Origin of the sequence: Paenibacillus sp. PastM-3 (assembly GCF_029893965.1) — a bacterium.
Classification (GTDB): domain Bacteria; phylum Bacillota; class Bacilli; order Paenibacillales; family Paenibacillaceae; genus Paenibacillus_AQ.
In genome coordinates, this window is sequence record NZ_JARXXP010000029.1 from 37,884 (window position 1) to 56,779 (window position 18,896).

Here is an 18,896-nt window from a genome sequence, read left to right on the forward strand (position 1 = left end):
TTATTGACAAGTCAAAACAGCTTTCTCTATTATGTTGATTAATCCTATTACTTTAGTGGAGAAAGCTGTCCGGTCAACCGGAGGCTCTGTGGGTATCGTCCTGTGCTTATGTGCGGAGGCGGTATACGACAGAGCCTTTTTTTCTGCACATGTTTGGAAATCTCATAGACAACGGCGTAAAGATTACCGGAAAAAACGAGAAGAAAGAAGGGGTGTTAATGAGCAACCATTTGTTTACATCCGAGTCTGTCACGGAAGGACATCCGGACAAAATCTGTGATCAGATTTCGGATGCCGTTCTGGATGCGATTCTGGAGCAGGACCCGAAGGGCAGGGTGGCGTGCGAAGTCGCAGTAACGACCGGGTTTGTGCTGATCGCGGGCGAAATCTCCACAACCGCGAATGTCAATATTCCGCAAATCGCGCGGAAGACCATTGTCGACATCGGCTACAATCATTCATCGCTGGGGTTTGACGGAAATACCTGCGGCATTCTCAGCTCGCTGGACGGACAATCGCCGGATATCGCCAGAGGCGTTGATCAAGCGCTGGAGTATAGAAATGGGCAATTCTGGGACGGTTCAAATACAGCGGGCAGTGATAAAGCGGCGGCTGCGGTGGAAGATGATCTTGGAGCCGGGGATCAGGGACTGGTGTTCGGCTACGCCACCGACGAGACGCCCGAGCTGTTCCCGCTGCCGATCTCGCTGGCCCACCGGCTGGCGGCAAGATTGGCCGAGGTCAGAAAGACCGGCCTGCTGCCTTATCTGCGGCCTGACGGCAAAACGCAGGTCACGGTGGAATATGACGGGGAGCGGGCGGTGCGCGTCGATACGATCGTTGTGTCCACCCAGCATGATCCTGATGTTGAACTGGAGCAGATTTGGCGGGACATTGTGGCGCAGGTAATCGAACCTGTCGTTCCGGCCCGATTCCTTGACGGCGAAACCAAATATTTTATCAATCCTACCGGCCGGTTCGTCATCGGCGGTCCGCATGGGGATGCCGGACTTACCGGCCGCAAAGTCATCGTTGACACTTACGGCGGATACGCGCGGCATGGAGGCGGGGCGTTCAGCGGCAAGGACCCGACCAAGGTGGACCGCAGCGCGGCTTATGCTGCCCGGTATGCCGCCAAGAATATTGTGGCCGCTAAGCTGGCCAAGCGGGCGGAAATCCAGATCGCGTATGCGATCGGAGTCGCCAAGCCGGTCTCCGTGTCGGTGAACACTTTCGGCACAGGGGCGCTGCCGGACCGGCAAATCGCCGAAATCGTGCAGGAGGTGTTCGACTTCCGGCCGGGCGCCATCATCCGCGATCTCAAGCTGCAGCGGCCCATCTACGGCCGCACGGCGGCATACGGCCATTTCGGCCGCAACGACGCCGGTTTTCCCTGGGAGGAGACGGATAAAACCGGACTGCTGGAGGCCCGGTTGAAGGAAAGGCTGCCGGCAACGGTCTGAGGGATGAAGAAGTTAAACGAACAGGAGGAGACAGCAATGGCAAAAAAGGCAAAGCATATTGCAATCTACGGCAAAGGGGGCATCGGCAAATCAACAACGACTTCCAATATCAGCGCGGCGCTGGCCGAAGCGGGCCAACGCGTCATCCAGATCGGCTGTGATCCGAAAAGTGATTCCACCAATACGCTCCGGGGTGGCAATTATTTGCCGACGGTGATTGACAGCCTGCGGGACAGCGCCAATGTCCGGCTGCAGGAAATTTCCGCGACCGGCTTCAAAGGGATCTTGTGCATCGAAGCCGGCGGTCCGGTGCCGGGTGTCGGCTGCGCCGGCCGGGGAATCAATGCGGCGGTAAGCCTGCTTCAGGAGCTTAACGTGTTCGAGGAGTTCGAAGCCGATTATGTGCTCTACGACGTGCTGGGAGATGTGGTATGCGGCGGGTTCGCCGTGCCGATCCGCGACGGGATTACCGACCGGGCCTATGTGGTCAGTTCCTCCGATTTCATGGCTGTATATGCGGCTAACAACCTGTTTAAGGCGATCAGCAAATATGCGCCCTCCGGTGGCGCGAGATTGGGCGGCATTATCGGCAACAGCATCCTGCCGGGTTATCCGGAAAGCCTGATCACGGATTTTGCCGCCAAAACCTCCACCTCGGTAGCCGGATTCGTTCCCCGCTCTCCCGTAGTCGCCCAGAGCGAACTGTACGGCAAGACGGTGATCGAAGCCAGCCCGGAATCGCAGCAAGCCGATGTCTACCGCAAATTGGCCGCATATATTGCGGGCAATGAGAATCTTACGGTTCCCACTCCGCTGAATGTCACTGACCTGCGCGACTGGGCGCGCGGCTGGGGAGATGCCATTCATTCGGAAGCGGCTACTCATCCCGCCGCCGCCGCTCGTTAAGGCGGGTGGAGGGGATGACGGAGATCAGACAACGTTTTCCGCGCACGCGGGAGAAAAGCCAAGGCACCTTAACCGCGTATTCCGGCGATTCTTCCGGTTTGGCGGATGAACTGACGGACGTTAACGCCAGGCAGCGGATCCGGACCTATTCGGAGACGGCCTACGACGAAATTATCGGCGCGATCCGGCTGCTGGGCACGATTCGGGACAGCGTGACGATTATTCACGGCCCGCCCGGCTGCGGCGCAGTCAAGCTGGAGGATTATCTGGTCCGGGGCGGAACCCCGTGGCTGATTACGAACATTGAAGAGAATGACTCCATTCTGGGGGCCGACGACAAGCTGGACGAAGCGGTGGAGCGGGCCTACCGGCTATATCGGCCGCGCCTGATCTTTATCATCTCGTCTCCCGTGGTCGCGATCAACAACGACGATATCGTCTCGGTCACCGCGGAAAAAAGCGCCGGGCTCGGTATCCCGGTGATCCCGATCTTCTCGGCGGGCTTCCGCTCCAAAGCGTACGCCTACGGATACGATCTGGCGTATCACGCGCTGATCAAATACGCGCTGGGCCGTGAGGCCAGCGGGGCGGAAGAAGAGGCCGGCGAGGCCTTGCGCGAGACGGGCGCCGGAGGCAACGGCGCGGGCGCTGTTCCCGCGGCGCCGTTCATCAATGTGGCCGGCGCGGCGCAGGCGCACACCGGGCACATTGCCGGGGATTTGGCGGGAGCGGGAGTGAACGTCAACTGGCTCGCCGGAGCGACGACTCCGGAGTCGCTGGGACGGGCGGTGCACGCAGCTGCTTCCCTGGCGCTGGACGACAGCGGCGCCGATTATCTGCTGCGCTGGCTGGACGCGGTGCATAGCGTTCCGCGTCTCGGCGGGCAGGCTCCGGTCGGCCTCGCGGGCACGGAGCGCTGGCTGCTGGCCGCCGCAGGCGCGGCCGGCTCGCTGGAAGCGGCGGCGGCCTATATCGCCGCCGAGAAAGAACAGACGGCCGCCGCGCTTGCCGCGAGCCGCCTGGACGGCGTAACCGTCTTCATCGATCTGCCGCCGGATTTGGCCTTTGGCGTGCTGGAGCTGGTGCTGGAGCTGGGCGGCAAGCTGTCCGGCCTCGCGCTTGACCATGCCGACCGGATTCATACCCCTAGGCTGCGGCAGCTCCAAGAGCGCCTGCCGGAAGTGGTGGTCTATGTGCAACAAGGCCAGCCGTTCGAGAAAGTTAACGTACTCGGCAAGCTGAAGCCGGATCTCTATATCGGCCGGGCGGAGGACGCCATTTGGGCAGCCCGAGCGGGTTATCCCGCTGCCGCCGTTGACTCTATCGACCCTTACGGCTTTGCCGGGGCGCGGGTTCTGGCCGAAAGCTGGCGCGGGGCGCTGGGCAATCAGGCGCTCAGCCGTTATTTGCGGCAAGCCGTAAGTACCTCCTACCGCGCGGCCTGGCTCGGCAAAAGTGCGAATTGGCACATTAAACAGGAGGTGAAATAAATGGGAGCAGCGATAGCCTTAGGGCGCAACAGCTGCCTGCTGCACGGCGCCGTCCAGACCATAAAGTCGATTGAAGGCGCGGTGCCGATCATTCATTCCACCGCGGGCTGCGGAGTCCAGCAGTATATCGGGGTGAGCAGTCTAAGCGGCAATGCCGGTTCCGGCCGGACGGGCGGGCTGGGGCTGCCGTCCACGAACGTGCTGGAAAGGCAGGTCGTCTTCGGCGGCAATTCGCGGCTGCGCGAGCAGCTCAAGAATACGGTAAAGATCAAAGAAGGCGACTTCTACGTCGTGCTCACCGGCTGCACGCCCGAACTTGTGGGCGACGATGTGCCGGCGATGACCAAGGAGCTGCAGGATCAGTTTTATAAAGCGATTCATGTCAGTGCGCCGGGCTTCAAGGGCAGCGTCCATAGCGGATACACGGCGGCGGTCACGGGTATTCTGCGCCAGCTGGATAAGCTGGCTGAGCCGGAGGCCGGCAAACGCGACCGCCTCGTGAACCTGTTCGGCATCATACCGGAGCAGGATGTGTTCTGGCAGGGCAATTTGCAGGCGCTGCAAGCCGACCTCGAGGGGGCGGGCGCCGAGGTCAATGTTCTGCTGGGGCCGGGCTCCGGCCTCGGCGAATGGAGCGCCGTTTGCACCGCCGCGCTGAATCTGTCCTTCTCGCCGCACAGCCTGGAGATTTGCCGTCTGCTGGAAGAGCAATACGGAATTCCGTATGTGCATACCGATGGATATCCGGTTGGCGCGGAGCAGACTGCGGGGCTGCTGCGCACAGCGGCAGGCAGCCTGAACCTTGACGCCGAGCGGCTGGAGTCTTGGATCGCGCTGAAGGAAAGGGAGGAGCGATATTATATCGTGAAGTCCCTGGACGCCTATTACCGGTACGGCTTTCAGCGCAAGACGGTTCTGGTCGGCGACAGCGGCTTCGTGCTTGGCGCGGCGCGCTTCTTGGACCGGCCGCTGGGACTTCCCGCGCTGACGGTGGTCATTACGGATGATCTCCCGGCCGCGGCGCAGTCCGATATCCGCCGCAGGTGGGCGGAGGCCGGCAACAGCGCGGAGACAGAGATCGTGTTCGCAGGCGACGCCGCCGTCATCGACAATCTGCTGGCGCGCAGCGGCGCGGAGCTAGTGCTCGGAAGCTCGCTGGAGCAGGCCGCCGCCCGCCGGCTGGAAATTCCTTTTCTCCCCGTTTCTTTTCCTGTCGCCGACCGGCTGGTGCTGAATAAGAGCTATGCCGGTTCCTGCGGCGGGCTTGCCTTGCTGCAAGACTTGGGGGACGCCATTATCGCTGCCGCATCCCGGCGGCTGTCGGCCCCCGCAACCAATCAATAAGGAGAGTGAACGCAAGTGAGCATTAAAGACGAGCTGTACAAGGAATTAAAGATCAAAAATGAACTGAACGTCGAGGGGGTCGCGGCCAATCCGACGATCTTCAAGCATTTGGATCTGGGCGGGGAATTTCAGGAGCAGGTGCATCTCTGCTTCGAAATGGACCATGAAACGCACGAAGGGTTCGACTTGCCGACCGGCTACGAGACGCCGGGAGGTCTGCGCATCGGCTTCAACTGGGACCGAAGATCCTCCTACGAAATCATTTATGATGGCAGCCAATATGTGCTGACCCGCGGCAAAAAAGAGGTTTTTCCGATTCTATTTGAGAAAAGACCGCGTTTCTACAGCCAGCGGGCTTCCGATGGAACGCCTTTTTCCCGGATCGCCTCTTACGCCCACGGCGGCACGGTGTCCATCGCTTACAGCAACGAGTGCTCCCTGAAGGAAACGGGGCAGGATTGCCTCTTCTGCAATATCAACGCGACCAAAGACACGTATTCGGAAAGAGAAGGCATCAAGTGGAAGAATCCGAAGCAAATCGGCGAAGCCGTCGCGGCGGCCTATAAGCTGGACGGGGTCAAGCATACCAATCTGACCGGCGGCTTCGTTCCCGAACGGCGCGAAGTGGATTATTACATTGATGTTGCCGAAGCGATCCAGGAGAGCACCGGACTGCAGGATTTCAACGGCACCGCCGTCATCGGCGCCCCGCTGGATCTCGGCATTCTGGAGCGGTATAAGGAAGCGGGCTTCCGGACGCTGGCGATGAATCTGGAATTATGGGACCCGAATTTCTACCAGGCTATTCTTCCCGGCAAGGTCGCGGAATGCGGCGGACGGGAGCACTGGATCAAGGCGCTGGAATACGCCGCCCGTATCTTCGGCAAGGGCAAGGTACGATCAGGCTTCGTCGCCGGCATCGAGCCGAAAAAGGCGACGCTTGAAGGCGTTGAATATTTGGCCTCCATCGGCGTGCTGTCGCTCACGGGAGCGTGGGTGCCGAATCCCGGCTCGGCGCTGGAAGGACACCGGACCCCATGGCCGGAATGGCATCTGGACATGGCCTACCGCTGCCATGACATCTTCAAACGCAACGGCTTCACCTATCAGGATTATTTCGACATTGCGCCGAGCCCGAACTTCCTGATCCATGACCTGTTCGCCATTGACGAGGAACTGCTGCCGATCTTCAGCCGCGACGCCCGGCCGGAGGCGATTTAGGATGGCGCGGATTGCGGTGGTCAGCGCCATTGACCGCGAGATTGCTCCGCTGTATGAACAGCTTGAATCCGCCTACGGCTGGGAGCGGAAGCCGGGTCAAATCTATTCCAACAACGAACTTGGCATCGAGCTGGTTGCGGCTGTCGTTGGCGTCGGCAAGGTTAATTCCGCTGCCGGCATCGCCGAAATTCTAACCGTATTTGTGCCCGAGCTGGTCCTCAACATCGGATATGCGGGCGGATTGGCCGAGGGCGCCGGCAGGGGCGATATCGTTGTCGGGAACGATTATATCCAGGTGGATTTCGCCTCACTGTCACAGCCATTCAGTCCCGGCATCATTCCCGGAGCGCGGCCTTATGTGCTGCCGGAAGGCTTCATCCGGGAAGTGGAACAGGCGTCTGCGGAGCGGGAATACCGCAGTTTAACCGGACGGATTGCGACCGGAGACTTTTTTCTGAATGACAATGCCCGCAGGGCGGAGATCATCCGCGACTTTTCCCCGGTGGCGTTTGATATGGAGTCGGCGGCCATCGCCCATGTCTGCGCGGCTAAGGAGACGGCGTTTGCCGCCGTCCGCACCTTGTCCGATCTGGCGGATGAAGAGGCCCATCTTGCCGCGCAGGCCGGGCTCGATGAACTCGCGGTCCGGCCTGTCGAGGTCATTCTGCGTGCGCTAGAGCTTTATTATGGGGAGCGGAAGCATGGTTCTGAGGCGCTTTAGCTTCAACAGGAGGAGGAAGGCGGATGAGCGATGTGTTGCTGGCTATTTCGAATTTGCACAAGACGTTTGACACGGCCAATGGCCCGGTGCAGGCGCTGTACAACGTGGATCTTCAAGTAAAGGAAGGCGAATTCATCACGGTAATCGGCCCCAGCGGCTGCGGCAAAAGCACGCTCCTGCGCATCGTCGCCGGCCTGGACAACGGGTATAGCGGGGAGGTGACGCTGGAAGGCGCAAGGATCGGCGGTCCGGGCATTGATAAAGGCTTTATTTTTCAGGAGCACCGCCTCTTTCCCTGGCTGACCGTCGAGAAGAACATCGCCTCCGATCTGCCTCTGCGCAATAAGGAAATCAGATGCAAGGTGGATGAATTGATCGAGCTGGTGAAGCTGTCCGGCTTCGAAAAAGCGTATCCCCGCGAGCTGTCCGGCGGCATGGCCCAGCGGGTTGCGATCGCGCGGGCGCTGCTGCGCAGTCCCAAAATCCTGCTCCTCGACGAGCCGTTCGGCGCACTCGACGCTTTCACGCGGGCCCATATGCAGCAGGTGCTGCTCGATGTGTGGCGTACGAACCAAACGACGATGGTCTTTGTGACCCATGATATCGACGAAGCGGTATTTTTAGGGGAACGGGTCGTCATTCTGGAGCCGCGTCCGGGTAAAATCCGCAAGATTGTGCCGGTCGACCTGCCTTATCCACGACGCAAGGCCAGCGTCTCTTTTCAGGAAATTCGGCTTAAAGTGATGAATTATTTCGAAAAGGTGGAAGAGCTGGAGCTGACGGACGGAGCGGGTATTTAGCAAGACTATGGAATGATGCGCAGGGAGGAAAAGGGATGGCAAATCAGACGGCAGCGGTCCGCCCCCCCGGCAAGCCAAGCAGGCTGGTCGTGGCGGGGCTTGGACTGATCGTTCCGGCCAGTGTGCTGCTGGCGTGGCAGGTGCTCGGAGACCGGGGAATCATCTCGGATATGTTGTTCCCCACTCCGGCGGTGATTGCCAAATCGTTCGCGGCGCTGGTGGCGTCGGGCGATTTGTGGGGCCATTTGCGGATCAGCCTAATCCGGGTGTTATCCGGCTTTCTGCTGGGCGGCGGGCTTGGGCTTGTCTTCGGCATTCTGGTCGGGTTGTTTAAACGGTCGGAGAAGCTGCTCGACCCGACGCTGCAAATGATCCGGATGATCCCCAGTCTGGCCGTGGTGCCATTATTCATTATATGGTTTGGCATCGGCGAGGAATCAAAGGTGCTCATTATTGCCAAGGGCGCCGTTTTTCCGCTATATATCAATACGTTCCTGGGCATCCGCAGTGTGGACAACAAGCTGTTCGAAGTGTCGCGGGTGCTGGGCTTCAGCCGGCTTAAGCAGGTGATCCGTCTGGTGCTGCCGGGGGCGACGCCAAGCATCTTTCTGGGCCTGCGCCTGTCGCTGGGCCTGTCCTGGTTGGGGCTTGTGGTCGCGGAGTTAATCGCCTCGACGGAGGGGATCGGGTACATGATGTCTGATGCGCGGCAGTTCGCGGATACGCCGGTGGTGTTTGTCGGAATCTTTATTTTTGCGCTGGGCGGCCTGCTGAGCGACGTTCTGGTCCGGCTGGCCGAGCGGCGATTGCTGGGATGGAAGACCGAAGCTTAATGATAGGCGCGGCAAGCGCAGTAAGCGTGCAAGACGAACAGACAAAGCAATGGTTGTAAATCCAAAACGGGGAGTGTTAAACATGAGCGATGGAGCGGAGGCGGTGCTGGCGACGGGGGAATTGGCGGAAGCGAGGAGCCCGGCACGGCCGAAAATGCAACGCGTGCGGAAGCAGCGCCTGCGGGCGGCGTGGAAGCCGCTGCTTGCCGATCTTGGCCTGGGCGCGGTGCTGCCGGCAATCGTACTGGCTGCCTGGCAGGCGGCGGGGAGCGCCGGACTGATCTCCGATTTTTTTCTGCCGGCTCCGCTGGCGATCCTGAAGTCCCTGGCGGAGCTGACGGTCAGCGGAGAGCTGATCCGCCATCTGGGAATCAGCATGGGGCGGGCGGGACTCGGCTTTTTGCTCGGCGGAGCGCTCGGGCTGCTCTTCGGCATCGTGAACGGACTGTTCCGCAAGGCAGAATATTTGCTGGATCCCGTCTTTCAGGTGCTGCGTCTCGTTCCGCATCTGGCGATTGCTCCGCTGATCATCCTCTGGTTCGGCTTCGGGGAGACCTCGAAGATCACCATTATTACAAGCGGCGCTTTCTTTCCGCTTTATATCAATACATTCCTGGGCATCCGCCAGGTGGACGGCAAGCTGCTTGAAGTGGGCCGGGTGCTGGGGTTCGGCACTTATGACCGCCTGCGCTGCCTCGTGCTTCCCGCCGCGCTGCCAAACATTCTGCTCGGCCTGCGCTTGTCGTTCGGCGTGGCCTGGATCGGTCTGGTCGTCGCCGAATTGATCGGCGCGCAGTCGGGCGTCGGCTTCCTGATCAACCAGGCCAAGCAAAATTCCGACACGGCCGAGGTATTCGTGGGGATCCTTATTTTTGCCGTGACGGGCAAAATGATTGATTCGGTTGTCCGGCTGCTGGAACGCCGCATGCTGCTCTGGAGGGACAGCTACAAGGGGTAAAGCGGAAAGCTTTCCATAGAACTAAGTATTATTAATCAAGGCTACACTATAAGGGGGAGATTCGACGATGAACAAAAGCTTTGAATGGAAACAATCTCAAGGCGCGGGAATCCGCCAGTTGCGGCTGGCGCTGGTTACGCTGCTAGCGGCAGCGATGCTGCTGATTTCTGCATGCTCTAATGCCGATAATTCCTTTAAGAATAATAAAAACGCAACAGGCGCAACCAATTCCGCTTCAGCGGCACCTACTGCACCCGCTAGCGATGTGCCTGCTGTGCTGAACTACGGCTTTATCGGCTCCAACGAGCTGAACGTGCCCGGCGGGGCGGAAGGCTGGGGGTTATACAAAGGCATTATTCAGGAAGAGCTGAAGAAATACGGAATTACCGAGGTAAAGCTGACTGCCTTTCCGAACGGGCCGGACCAGACGGAGTCCTTGATCAGCGGGCGGCTTGATTTCGGCAGCCTTGGCGATACGCCGGCGATTATCGCCTACGCCTCCGGCGCCAAAACACGGTTGATTTCCCAGCCCGCCGCGCGCCAGATCGGCTATTTGATCGGCAAGAAGAACGGGCCGAAAACGCTCAAGGATCTGGAGGGACAGACGATCTCCATTCAAAAGGGCTCCTTTATGCACCGTTATGTCGTCGGTTTGCTGCAGGAGGCGGGCGTAACGGATTACAAGCTGGTGCACATGCTGACGCCCGATGCGACGGCGGCGCTGGCCAGGGGGGATGTGGCGGCGATGACCAATACAGGCGTGCCGGCGCTCAAGCAGATTGACGAAGGGTTTGTCCATCTGGACGACGCTTCCACCCATCCAAATCTGCTGGGCACGAGCGTAACCGTCGTGTCGGAGGCTTATTTGGCCAAGTTCCCGGATTTTCCAAAGGTGTGGAACGAAGCGCGGGAGAAAGCGCTGGCTGACCTGAAGCAGCATGAAGCGGAGTATTACGAGTTTCTGGCCAAAATCAACAAAACAACCCCGGAGCTGGCCAAACAAATCTTCCCGATCAGCGACATTATAGAAACGGCCTTTAGTGACGACGGGCTGGCGCTGCTGGAAGGCACCAAAGGCTTCCTTGTCAAAGAAGGACTGGCGAAAAAAGATTTCAATATCAGCGACTGGCAGTTGCAATAATGCAAGGCTGGGCATAGTCATTGGGCTGGCGGTATACAGGAGGGGATCAGATGGGCAAATTCATTTCGGCGCGGAGCGCCGATCAGATTCTGGTACTGGATCAGGGCACGATTATTGAACAGGCCAGTCATGAGGACTTGTTGCGGCGGAGAGGATATTACTACAGGATGCATCATGCAGGCGTGGGAAAATCGGTGTAGGAGGAAGACAGCGGATTTAGAGAAAACCGTCCCGCCCTCTCTTTACGAAGAGGGAACAGGACGGTTTTTTATATATGTGGATATTACACCAGATTCGGGATGTCTACCGCCGGATCGGTGTCTGCTTCATAATCTACACCTTCCGTACGGAAGCCGAACAGGTTGAAGAAATCCTCCTGGTAGCCTGGCAGATCCGCCAGATCAGGTACATTGGCTGTCTCAATTTCACTCCAGCGCTTCATGACCTCAGCCTGAACGTCCTTACGCATTTCCCAGTCGTCGATGCGGATCAGGTGGCTGCTGCCGGCGTCGTTGTTATACAGATGCTCGGCGAACAGGCGGTACATCTGCTGGATGCAGTTTTCATGCAGCTCTTTTTCTTTCATCACTCTGTACAGGGCAGAAATGTACAGCGGCACAACCGGAATGGCCGAGCTGGACTGGGTTACCAGTGCCTTGTTAACCGATACAAAGGCCCGTCCGTTTGTAGCGCTCAGCTTCTCGTTCAGTGCGATTGCCGTTTTCTCCAGGTCATTCTTGGCCTGGCCGATTGTTCCGTCCTTATAAATCGGGTGAGTAACCTCAGGTCCGATGTAGGAGTAGGCTACTGTTGTTGCCCCGTCAGCTAGCGCGCCCGCTGCCTGGAGCTGGTCGATCCACATGCCCCAGTCCTCGCCGCCCATAACGGCGATTGTCTGACGCACTTCATCGTCCGTTGCCGGCTCGATCGTTACGTTCGTAACTTCACCGGAGTGGAAGTTCATTGTTTTGTTGGTATAAGCATTGCCGACAGGCTTGATCACGGAGGAGAAGGTTTCTCCTGTAACCGGATGGGTGCGGCGCGGGGAGGCTACGCTGTACACTACAAGGTCAACGGTGCCGAACTCGGCTTTGATCAGATCGATGGTCTTGGTCTTGATGCTGTCAGAGAAGGCATCGCCGACGATGCTGAACGACTTCAGGCCCTGCTCGGCAGCAGCCTTCTCCAGCGCAGCGGAGTTATACCAGCCTGCGGAAGCAGTCCGTGCACCTTCAGCCGGCTTGTCGAAGAAGACGCCGATCGTATTCGCTCCTGCACCAAAGGCAGCGGTAATACGCGAAGCCAGTCCATATCCGGTGGAGGCTCCGACAACCAGAACATTAACGGGTCCGCTCAGTTTTTTGTGTGCTTTTACATAGTCGATCTGCTGCTGTACCTGCCGGGCACAGCCTTCGGGATGCGCCGTGGTGCAGATGAAGCCGCGTGTTTTGGGCTGGATGATCATATAGGAAATCCCCTTTGTTTTCAATTTTAAGTTTACAACCACTGTTATAGAGTATAGCAAATGATGGCTCAGAAAGATAAGCCCCCCGTTTATTTTGTCTCCGGTATTTCGCAAACAGCCAGGATAGCGCTATGATAAATAGAAGAAAAAAGATAGCTGACAAGACTGGAGGCCATACATCATGCTGGTGATTAACGGGAGAGAAACAGCGGAGATTCTATCGATGCAAGCCTGCATCGGTGTCATGCAGGATGTGCTGGCTGCACTTTCTTCAGGAGATGCGGTCCAGAGCCTGCGGCAGGTTATGCCGCTTACGGGCGGGAATCTGTTCGGGCTGATGCCGGGTTATCTGCGGCAGGAAGCGGCGGCGGGAGCCAAGCTGATCAGCGTGTTCCCGCACAATCATGACAGAGGCCTGCCCTCCCATCAGGGGGCGGTTGCACTGTTCGATGCAGAGACCGGCAGGCTGAATGCAATTGTGGACGGCCGGCAGATTACGGCAATCCGCACAGCGGCGGTCAGTGCGGTAGCAACGAGGCTGCTGTCCCGGGAAGATGCCGGCGTGCTGGCGATCCTTGGCACCGGGGAGCAGGCGGCCAGCCATCTGGAGGCGATGCTGCTGGTGCGCAGCATCCGCGAAGTCCGCGTCTGGGGGAGAACGCCGGACAAGGCGCAGCGTTTTGCCGCGGAGATGGCTGCCAGATACGGCATCGAAATAACGGCAGCGGCAACAGTGCGCGAGGCGGTACAGGCTGCGGACATCATCTGTACCGTAACGGCTTCTAGTGTGCCGGTGCTGAATGGCGAATGGGTACCGGAGGGAGCCCATATCAACGCAGTCGGCGCCTGCCGGCCGCATGAACGGGAGCTGGACTCGGCGCTTGTGGCAGCGTCCAGGCTCTACGTGGACCGGCTGGAATCCGCCGTCAACGAAGCTGGGGACTACCTCATTCCGCTGGCTGAGGGTGCCATTGCCGAAGGGCATATCGCCGGCGAGCTCGGCGGGCTGCTTCTGCAACAAGTGGAGGGCAGGAGCAGCCCGGAGCAGATCACCCTGTTCAAGGGCCTGGGCCTGGCGATTGAGGACCTGGCTGCGGCGCATTATATTCACAATCAGGCCGTGCTTTTGCATAAGGGTGTTGAGGTGGAGATGTAATCTGAGGAGGTCACACAGATGAGCTTACAGGCAGGATTATATGATTTTAAATTAACGGAGGAGCAGGAGCTCCGCGCACAGCAGCTGCATGGGCAGAATATCAACATTGATCTGCTGTTTCAGGGGCCGTTGTCACCAAAGGCAATTCCGGCTGCGGTCTCAGAGAGAATCAGGGAGCTCAGCGAACCGTACAAGGAGGAGCCGATTGTCTACAGCTCCATGCCGGCCAAATGGGTGACCAAGCTGGCTGCTAGAGGTGACATTCCCCAGTATAAAGAGGAGTGGTTCAAGTCCGGCATTACGGCAGGCAACCGGGAGCTGCACCTGAACGATATGGACAGTCTGATTACAAGTATGGGCGAGGTGCAGCTGCAGTTTGATGCCAATGACTGGCTGATCAAGGCCCTGACCGCCGGAGATATCCGCAGCGCCAAGCAGTCGGGCAAGGTGGCGGGCATTGTGACGGCACAGGAGACGGATGCCCTCGGCACCAATCTGGAGCTGCTGGAGGTGCTGCATCACTTCGGGCTGCGTATTCTGCAGCTGACCTACAATAAGCAGAATCTGATCGGCTCGGGCTGTGCGGAGCAGGGGAACGGCGGGCTGTCGAATTTCGGGGTCCGGTTCGTGCAGCGGATGAATGAACTAGGGATCATTGTCGATACCGGACACTGCGGCAAACAGACGACCCTGGATGCCTGCAAGGTATCCCGCACACCAGTCATTGCCTCACACACCGGAGTAGAAGCGATATATCCGCATATGCGCTGTAAAAGCGATGAGGAGATTCTCGCCATCGCCGGAACCGGCGGCGTGATCGGGATTTTTGCCATGCCGTGGTTTGTTCATGAAGATCCTGACCACACGACGATCGACCATGTGCTGGATCATATGGAGTACGTGATCCGTCTGGCTGGCGTGGACCATGTGGGCATTGGCACAGACTGGCCGATGAGCGATCCCGACTGGTCGCTGGTTTATTTTAAAGAGCATATTGCTCCCAAACTTGGCTTTGCCCCTGGGGACGGGCCTTCGACCGAAACGGTGGCGGGACTTGAACAATACAGCACGTTTATCAACTTCACCAGAGGTCTGGTGGCGCGCGGCTATACGGATGAAGACATTGCCAAGATTATGGGCGGCAACTGGCTCCGGGTGTTTGAACAAATCTGCGGATAGGGGATTGCACTGATGACTACTTATTTACATACAACGGACTTCCATTTCTACTGTTCGGGGATTTATAGCGGCAAGATTCATTTTACGGAAAAAGCAATCCTGCACGCCAAGGTAGACGTCCGCCGCCGCACGCAAATGCAGGACAACGTGCTTGATCCGAACGCGAAATATGTGCTTCCTTTTGCCAAAATTGCCCGCCAGCTCTCTTCCTACGAAGCTGCAGACTGGACGGGAGAAAAGGTTGTCCTTGACACCGGCGAGGTATACCACAAGCATATCCGATATGAGGCGGAGATTGGCGGAAAGCTGGAGGTTTCACAGGTCTGGGCCCTGCGGGGCGATACGGCGCTGGATGTGGTGACGCTGGACGGCGAGGTTATTGCTTTTCTTACCCCTAACCGCTACGGGATTGAGCTGATCGTCAAGGCAGGCTATGAAAAACTGACTCCGCTGACGGTCTATGATGAGCCGCTTCTGTCCAAGCCGGAGTATGGCGTTAATGATCTCGGAACGTTCCTGATTTCAATGCGCGACGGCATTAAGCTGGCGACCGATGTGTTTCTGCCGGAGGGCATTCAGCCGGGGGCGAAGCTGCCTACGATTCTTGTGCGGACCTGTTATGACCGTAACGGGAAAAAAGAGATTTTTATGCGCTGGGCGAACAAAGGTTATGCTGTAGTCTCCCAGGACGTGCGGGGACGGGCGGATTCTGAGGGTGAGCTGATTCCTTTTTATAATGAACGGGATGACGGCTACGACACGATTGACTGGATTATTGCCCAGGACTGGTCTGACGGCAAGGTCGGCATGTGGGGCGCCTCCTATCTCGGCTATGTCGTTGTCGCAGCAGCGACCAGCGGGCATCCGAACCTCAAAGCTGTTGTGGATGAAGTAAATGTAGGCTCGCCGTTTATTGATACTGCACGCAAAGGAGGGACGCTGTGCTCCTGGCCGCTGCTGTCGTGGACCCTGGCGCAGTCGGTGGGGACGCGGACGGATTTTGATATTTTTGGCGGGATTACGGTAAGTCCGGAAGCGGCTGTTGATGCAAGGCCGATCCGGGACATTCCGCAGCAGATGATCGGGAAGACCTCAGGCCCGTGGGAGCTGTGGAGCCGGCATCCGGAATATGATGACTTCTGGCGGAACTGCACCTTCACCGAGCTGGGTCATCAGGTCAAGGTTCCAATGTATGTCATCTCCGGCTGGTATGACGGGGACAGTCCCGGTGTATCGGAGACCTGGCGGATGCTCACTGAGCACGATGTTCCAAACCGCAAAATCCGCTTGGGCGCCTGGGAGCACGGGCCGAACCGGGCCAGGGATCTGCAGGGGGTTGCTTTTGGCGAGGATGCGGTTGTCTACGATTATGATGTCTCGGTACTGCGCTGGTTCGACCGGTTCCTGAAGGACATTCCGAACGGTATCGATGAGGAGCCGCGGGCCTCCTATTATGTAGTCGGTGAAAACCGCTGGAGAACCTCTGAAGACTGGACTCCTGCTGAAGCGGTGGTTACGCAGTTCTATCTCGCCGGGGAGGGCCGGGCGAATTCGTCGCTGGGCGACGGCAGGCTGGCAGTTGCACCGGAAGCGGACTCCGCCCCGGATACGTTTATCTATAATCCGGCGGACCCGATTGCAGACAGCGGGGAGCGTGAGCCGGAGAATATGCGGAAGCATGAGCTGCGCAGCGATATTGTGGTGTACACCAGCGAATCTCTGGCGGACAAGCTTACGGTTGCCGGGGAGCTGTCCTGCGTGCTGTATGCGGCGAGTACGGGCCTTGATACCGACTGGGTTGTTACGCTCAGCGATGTGCATGAGAACGGCGATTCGATCCGGCTGTCCAACTATATTGTGCGGGCCAAGTACCGTCACGGGCTGGACAATCCGCAGCTGCTGGTTCCCGGCCAGGTGGAGAAATATGATATTTTCCTGCAAAATATCGCCCATACCTTCGCCGCCGGACACCGCATCCGGTTCACGGTTACCTCGTCCAGCAAATTTGTCGCGTTCCCGAATACGAATACCGGCAGTGATCCGTATGAGGATACTGAGGCGATAATTGTTCAGCAGACCATCTGCCATAGCCTAGAACATCCGAGTCATATTCTTCTGCCGGTGATACCGAATGCATAAGGTGTCTTGTAACATTTTCCATTTATACTCCGTCAGGAAAGGTATATCAGCATTTGCCTGAATGGACTGAGATAAAAGGGGGACGTTTTATGAAAAAAAGACCGGCACTGCCTTTGAGTGTCCTGCTGCTTCCATGTATTCTGCTGTCCGGCTGCGGTTCTGGCGGGTCTGGTGATTTTGCCGGCGGCCCTGCTGCAGACTCCGCGATGAACTTCAGTGAACGGGCAGAATCAGCGGCGAAGCTGGATGCCCGGCTTGCACGGCAGAGCAATGAGCTTGGCCTGCGGCTGTTCAGCAAACTTAGGGAGCTGGGCGATGAAGCAGGTAATCTGACGATTTCGCCATACAGCATTTCGGCTGCGCTGGCCCTGGCTTACAATGGCAGCGGCGGTGAGACGGCGGAAGAGCTGGGACAGCTGCTGGGCTATGCTCCCGGGGAGCTGGAGCAGCTGAATGCCGGCAGCAAGGCATTGCTGCCGCTGCTGAACGATGCCGGACCCGGCATTCAGCTTGAGCTGGCCAATTCGGTGTGGGCTGATCAGGGAATACGGCTGCGCAAGGAGTATCTGAAAGCAGTCAAGACCAGCTATGGCGCGGAGGTTCGCACAACAAATCTGTCTGCGGAGAAGTCTGTTACCGTTACCGAGGTGAATCGATGGGTTGAAGATCAAACGGCGGGCAAGATAGACAGGATGCTCGAGCAGCCGCCCGGAGGCAATACAGTAGCTCTGCTGGTCAATGCTCTGTATTTTAAAGGAGCGTGGCAAGAGAAGTTTCCTGTAGAGCGCTCTGAGCCTGCACAATTTCACACGGGGAATAATACCCCGGCAGAAGTGATGATGATGAAGCAGACCGGTAACTTTGCTTATGCAGAAACAGAGGACTGGCAGGCTGTACGGCTTCCTTACGGGGAAGGCCAGATGGAGATGCTGGTTATTCTGCCGTCTGAAGGTTCGTCTGCAGATGAGGTGCTTCAGGGCGGATTGCCTGCCGGAGAACAGTTCGCGGAGAGGTTCGGAACCGTTGGCCTTCCGCGGTTCACTGCCGAATACGGCGTTGATCTGAAGGAGGCTGTACAGGCACTGGGCATGAAGACTCCGTTTGATCCGGCCACAGCAGATTTCCCGGCGCTTACAGATGTGGATACGCCCATCTTCATCGGCTCGATTATTCATAAGACATTTATCGAGGTGAATGAAGCCGGAACGGAAGCTGCTGCATCAACGCTCGCTGCAATGGATGGCGGAGCGGCTCCCACTGCCGACTTACCCTTTGAGCTGACTGCCGACCGGCCGTTTATCTTCATAATCGAGGACACACAGACGGGCTTATGGCTGTTCCTCGGGTCAATCGGGAAGCCGCTGCAGGCGGAATAGCCTAACTCACATAAATATAGGAAAAGCGGCATGTCTTATCGAACCAAGAGGATTTTCACCATCTAATTCAGCGGAAAACCCCGCTGCCGGGAAACTAGTTGGAAAAACGCCACTTAGATTCATGAAAATCAGCCTCAAAGTGATAAATGCCCAGAAATAGATGACTTTTTTCCACTTAGTGGCTGCAAACTCCGGGATTCACGGCAATTAAGTGACTAAAATCTACGGCTGTTGATTAACCAAAAAAAGGTAGCAAAAAGGCCGCTCATTCGGTAAAGTGTTTGTACCCCTACAAACCATCCGAAACGAGGCGACCTCATGAAAAAGTCTACTTCATTATCGAACATTCTGCAATCGGTGATTCCACCGGAACGGATTTCTCCAATCCTGGAAGAACTTAATTATGTCGATGTTGCCAGAAAGTTTACCGTCTATAATCTGTTCTTATTTCTTAGCGAAGCCGCCTTTCAGCAATGGGACGGATACCGTGACGGTGAGCAGCAAATGGCTCATCATGGTCAGCGTGCAGTGGACCACTCTACGCTTTCCAAAAAAGCAAAACACGTTCCTTATGAACTTTTCAAGCGTTTGCTGACCATCCTCATTGAGCTGTGTAACCGCAAGACGAGACGGTCCCTTGGCATACCCAAAGAATTGCTTATTGTTGATTCCACTCAAGTTACGGTGGGGGCAGGCCGACTGCC

General features: G+C 57.6%; 16 protein-coding genes and 1 pseudogene. 16 read left to right on the forward strand and 1 reads right to left on the reverse strand.

The window, feature by feature from the left end:
* Nucleotides 1-212: 212 nt before the first annotated feature.
* The 11 genes from metK (at nucleotide 213) to M2108_RS26695 (ending at nucleotide 11,077) form a co-directional block, all read left to right on the forward strand.
* The gene (metK, locus tag M2108_RS26645) at nucleotides 213-1,463 is read left to right on the forward strand and encodes a methionine adenosyltransferase (RefSeq protein ID WP_481856951.1); all 1,251 of its coding nucleotides are present in this window, start codon (nucleotides 213-215) and stop codon (nucleotides 1,461-1,463) included.
* 36 nt (nucleotides 1,464-1,499) lie between these two features.
* Entirely contained in the window at nucleotides 1,500-2,369 is an 870-nt protein-coding gene (locus tag M2108_RS26650; RefSeq protein WP_277472395.1) for a nitrogenase iron protein NifH, read from the forward strand.
* Nucleotides 2,370-2,383: 14 nt separating this feature from the next.
* Nucleotides 2,384-3,859: a nitrogenase component 1 gene (locus M2108_RS26655; protein WP_277472396.1), complete on the forward strand. Its 1,476-nt coding sequence runs from the start codon at nucleotides 2,384-2,386 to the stop codon at nucleotides 3,857-3,859.
* A complete protein-coding gene (locus M2108_RS26660; protein ID WP_277472397.1) occupies nucleotides 3,860-5,203 on the forward strand; it encodes a nitrogenase component 1 in 1,344 nt (447 codons plus the stop codon).
* Nucleotides 5,204-5,218: 15 nt separating this feature from the next.
* Nucleotides 5,219-6,424 (forward strand): radical SAM protein, encoded by a 1,206-nt coding sequence (locus M2108_RS26665; RefSeq protein WP_277472398.1) that lies wholly within the window; start codon nucleotides 5,219-5,221, stop codon nucleotides 6,422-6,424.
* Nucleotide 6,425: 1 nt separating this feature from the next.
* A complete protein-coding gene (mtnN, locus tag M2108_RS26670; protein WP_277472399.1) occupies nucleotides 6,426-7,145 on the forward strand; it encodes a 5'-methylthioadenosine/S-adenosylhomocysteine nucleosidase in 720 nt (239 codons plus the stop codon).
* 23 nt (nucleotides 7,146-7,168) lie between these two features.
* Nucleotides 7,169-7,945, forward strand: coding sequence for an ABC transporter ATP-binding protein (locus tag M2108_RS26675; protein WP_277472400.1), 777 nt, complete (start codon nucleotides 7,169-7,171; stop codon nucleotides 7,943-7,945).
* Nucleotides 7,946-7,980: 35 nt separating this feature from the next.
* Nucleotides 7,981-8,778 carry an ABC transporter permease gene (locus M2108_RS26680; protein ID WP_277472401.1) on the forward strand — a complete coding sequence of 266 codons (798 nt, stop codon included), beginning with the start codon at nucleotides 7,981-7,983 and terminating at the stop codon, nucleotides 8,776-8,778.
* 82 nt (nucleotides 8,779-8,860) lie between these two features.
* Nucleotides 8,861-9,736: an ABC transporter permease gene (locus M2108_RS26685; protein WP_277472402.1), complete on the forward strand. Its 876-nt coding sequence runs from the start codon at nucleotides 8,861-8,863 to the stop codon at nucleotides 9,734-9,736.
* Between the two features lie 67 nt (nucleotides 9,737-9,803).
* Entirely contained in the window at nucleotides 9,804-10,877 is a 1,074-nt protein-coding gene (locus M2108_RS26690; protein ID WP_277472403.1) for an ABC transporter substrate-binding protein, read from the forward strand.
* A gap of 50 nt (nucleotides 10,878-10,927) precedes the next feature.
* Entirely contained in the window at nucleotides 10,928-11,077 is a 150-nt protein-coding gene (locus M2108_RS26695; RefSeq protein WP_277472404.1) for a hypothetical protein, read from the forward strand.
* A gap of 83 nt (nucleotides 11,078-11,160) precedes the next feature.
* On the opposite strand, the gene fabV is transcribed toward M2108_RS26695, so the two are convergent.
* A complete protein-coding gene (fabV, locus tag M2108_RS26700; protein ID WP_277472405.1) occupies nucleotides 11,161-12,342 on the reverse strand; it encodes an enoyl-ACP reductase FabV in 1,182 nt (393 codons plus the stop codon).
* Between the two features lie 181 nt (nucleotides 12,343-12,523).
* Here fabV and M2108_RS26705 point away from each other — a divergent pair, with 181 nt between their 5' ends.
* The 5 genes and pseudogenes from M2108_RS26705 to M2108_RS26725 form a co-directional block, all read left to right on the forward strand.
* A complete protein-coding gene (locus tag M2108_RS26705; protein WP_277472406.1) occupies nucleotides 12,524-13,498 on the forward strand; it encodes an ornithine cyclodeaminase family protein in 975 nt (324 codons plus the stop codon).
* Between the two features lie 18 nt (nucleotides 13,499-13,516).
* Nucleotides 13,517-14,677 (forward strand): dipeptidase, encoded by a 1,161-nt coding sequence (locus tag M2108_RS26710; protein ID WP_277472407.1) that lies wholly within the window; start codon nucleotides 13,517-13,519, stop codon nucleotides 14,675-14,677.
* A gap of 12 nt (nucleotides 14,678-14,689) precedes the next feature.
* A complete protein-coding gene (locus tag M2108_RS26715) occupies nucleotides 14,690-16,816 on the forward strand; it encodes a CocE/NonD family hydrolase (protein WP_277472408.1) in 2,127 nt (708 codons plus the stop codon).
* A gap of 89 nt (nucleotides 16,817-16,905) precedes the next feature.
* Nucleotides 16,906-18,192 carry a serpin family protein gene (locus M2108_RS26720; RefSeq protein ID WP_277472409.1) on the forward strand — a complete coding sequence of 429 codons (1,287 nt, stop codon included), beginning with the start codon at nucleotides 16,906-16,908 and terminating at the stop codon, nucleotides 18,190-18,192.
* 318 nt (nucleotides 18,193-18,510) lie between these two features.
* Nucleotides 18,511-18,896, forward strand: a pseudogene (locus M2108_RS26725) (IS4 family transposase); the annotation flags it as partial.

Bases quoted from the DNA above. Each gene is read 5' to 3' on its own strand.
- M2108_RS26650 (WP_277472395.1), top strand. From the start codon at position 1,500: ATGGCAAAAAAGGCAAAGCATATTGCAATCTACGGCAAAGGGGGCATC.
- M2108_RS26655 (WP_277472396.1), top strand. From the start codon at position 2,384: ATGACGGAGATCAGACAACGTTTTCCGCGCACGCGGGAGAAAAGCCAA.
- M2108_RS26660 (WP_277472397.1), top strand. From the start codon at position 3,860: ATGGGAGCAGCGATAGCCTTAGGGCGCAACAGCTGCCTGCTGCACGGC.
- mtnN (WP_277472399.1), top strand. From the start codon at position 6,426: ATGGCGCGGATTGCGGTGGTCAGCGCCATTGACCGCGAGATTGCTCCG.
- M2108_RS26675 (WP_277472400.1), top strand. From the start codon at position 7,169: ATGAGCGATGTGTTGCTGGCTATTTCGAATTTGCACAAGACGTTTGAC.
- M2108_RS26680 (WP_277472401.1), top strand. From the start codon at position 7,981: ATGGCAAATCAGACGGCAGCGGTCCGCCCCCCCGGCAAGCCAAGCAGG.
- M2108_RS26685 (WP_277472402.1), top strand. From the start codon at position 8,861: ATGAGCGATGGAGCGGAGGCGGTGCTGGCGACGGGGGAATTGGCGGAA.
- M2108_RS26690 (WP_277472403.1), top strand. From the start codon at position 9,804: ATGAACAAAAGCTTTGAATGGAAACAATCTCAAGGCGCGGGAATCCGC.
- M2108_RS26695 (WP_277472404.1), top strand. From the start codon at position 10,928: ATGGGCAAATTCATTTCGGCGCGGAGCGCCGATCAGATTCTGGTACTG.
- fabV (WP_277472405.1), bottom strand. From the start codon at position 12,342: ATGATCATCCAGCCCAAAACACGCGGCTTCATCTGCACCACGGCGCAT.
- M2108_RS26705 (WP_277472406.1), top strand. From the start codon at position 12,524: ATGCTGGTGATTAACGGGAGAGAAACAGCGGAGATTCTATCGATGCAA.
- M2108_RS26710 (WP_277472407.1), top strand. From the start codon at position 13,517: ATGAGCTTACAGGCAGGATTATATGATTTTAAATTAACGGAGGAGCAG.
- M2108_RS26715 (WP_277472408.1), top strand. From the start codon at position 14,690: ATGACTACTTATTTACATACAACGGACTTCCATTTCTACTGTTCGGGG.
- M2108_RS26720 (WP_277472409.1), top strand. From the start codon at position 16,906: ATGAAAAAAAGACCGGCACTGCCTTTGAGTGTCCTGCTGCTTCCATGT.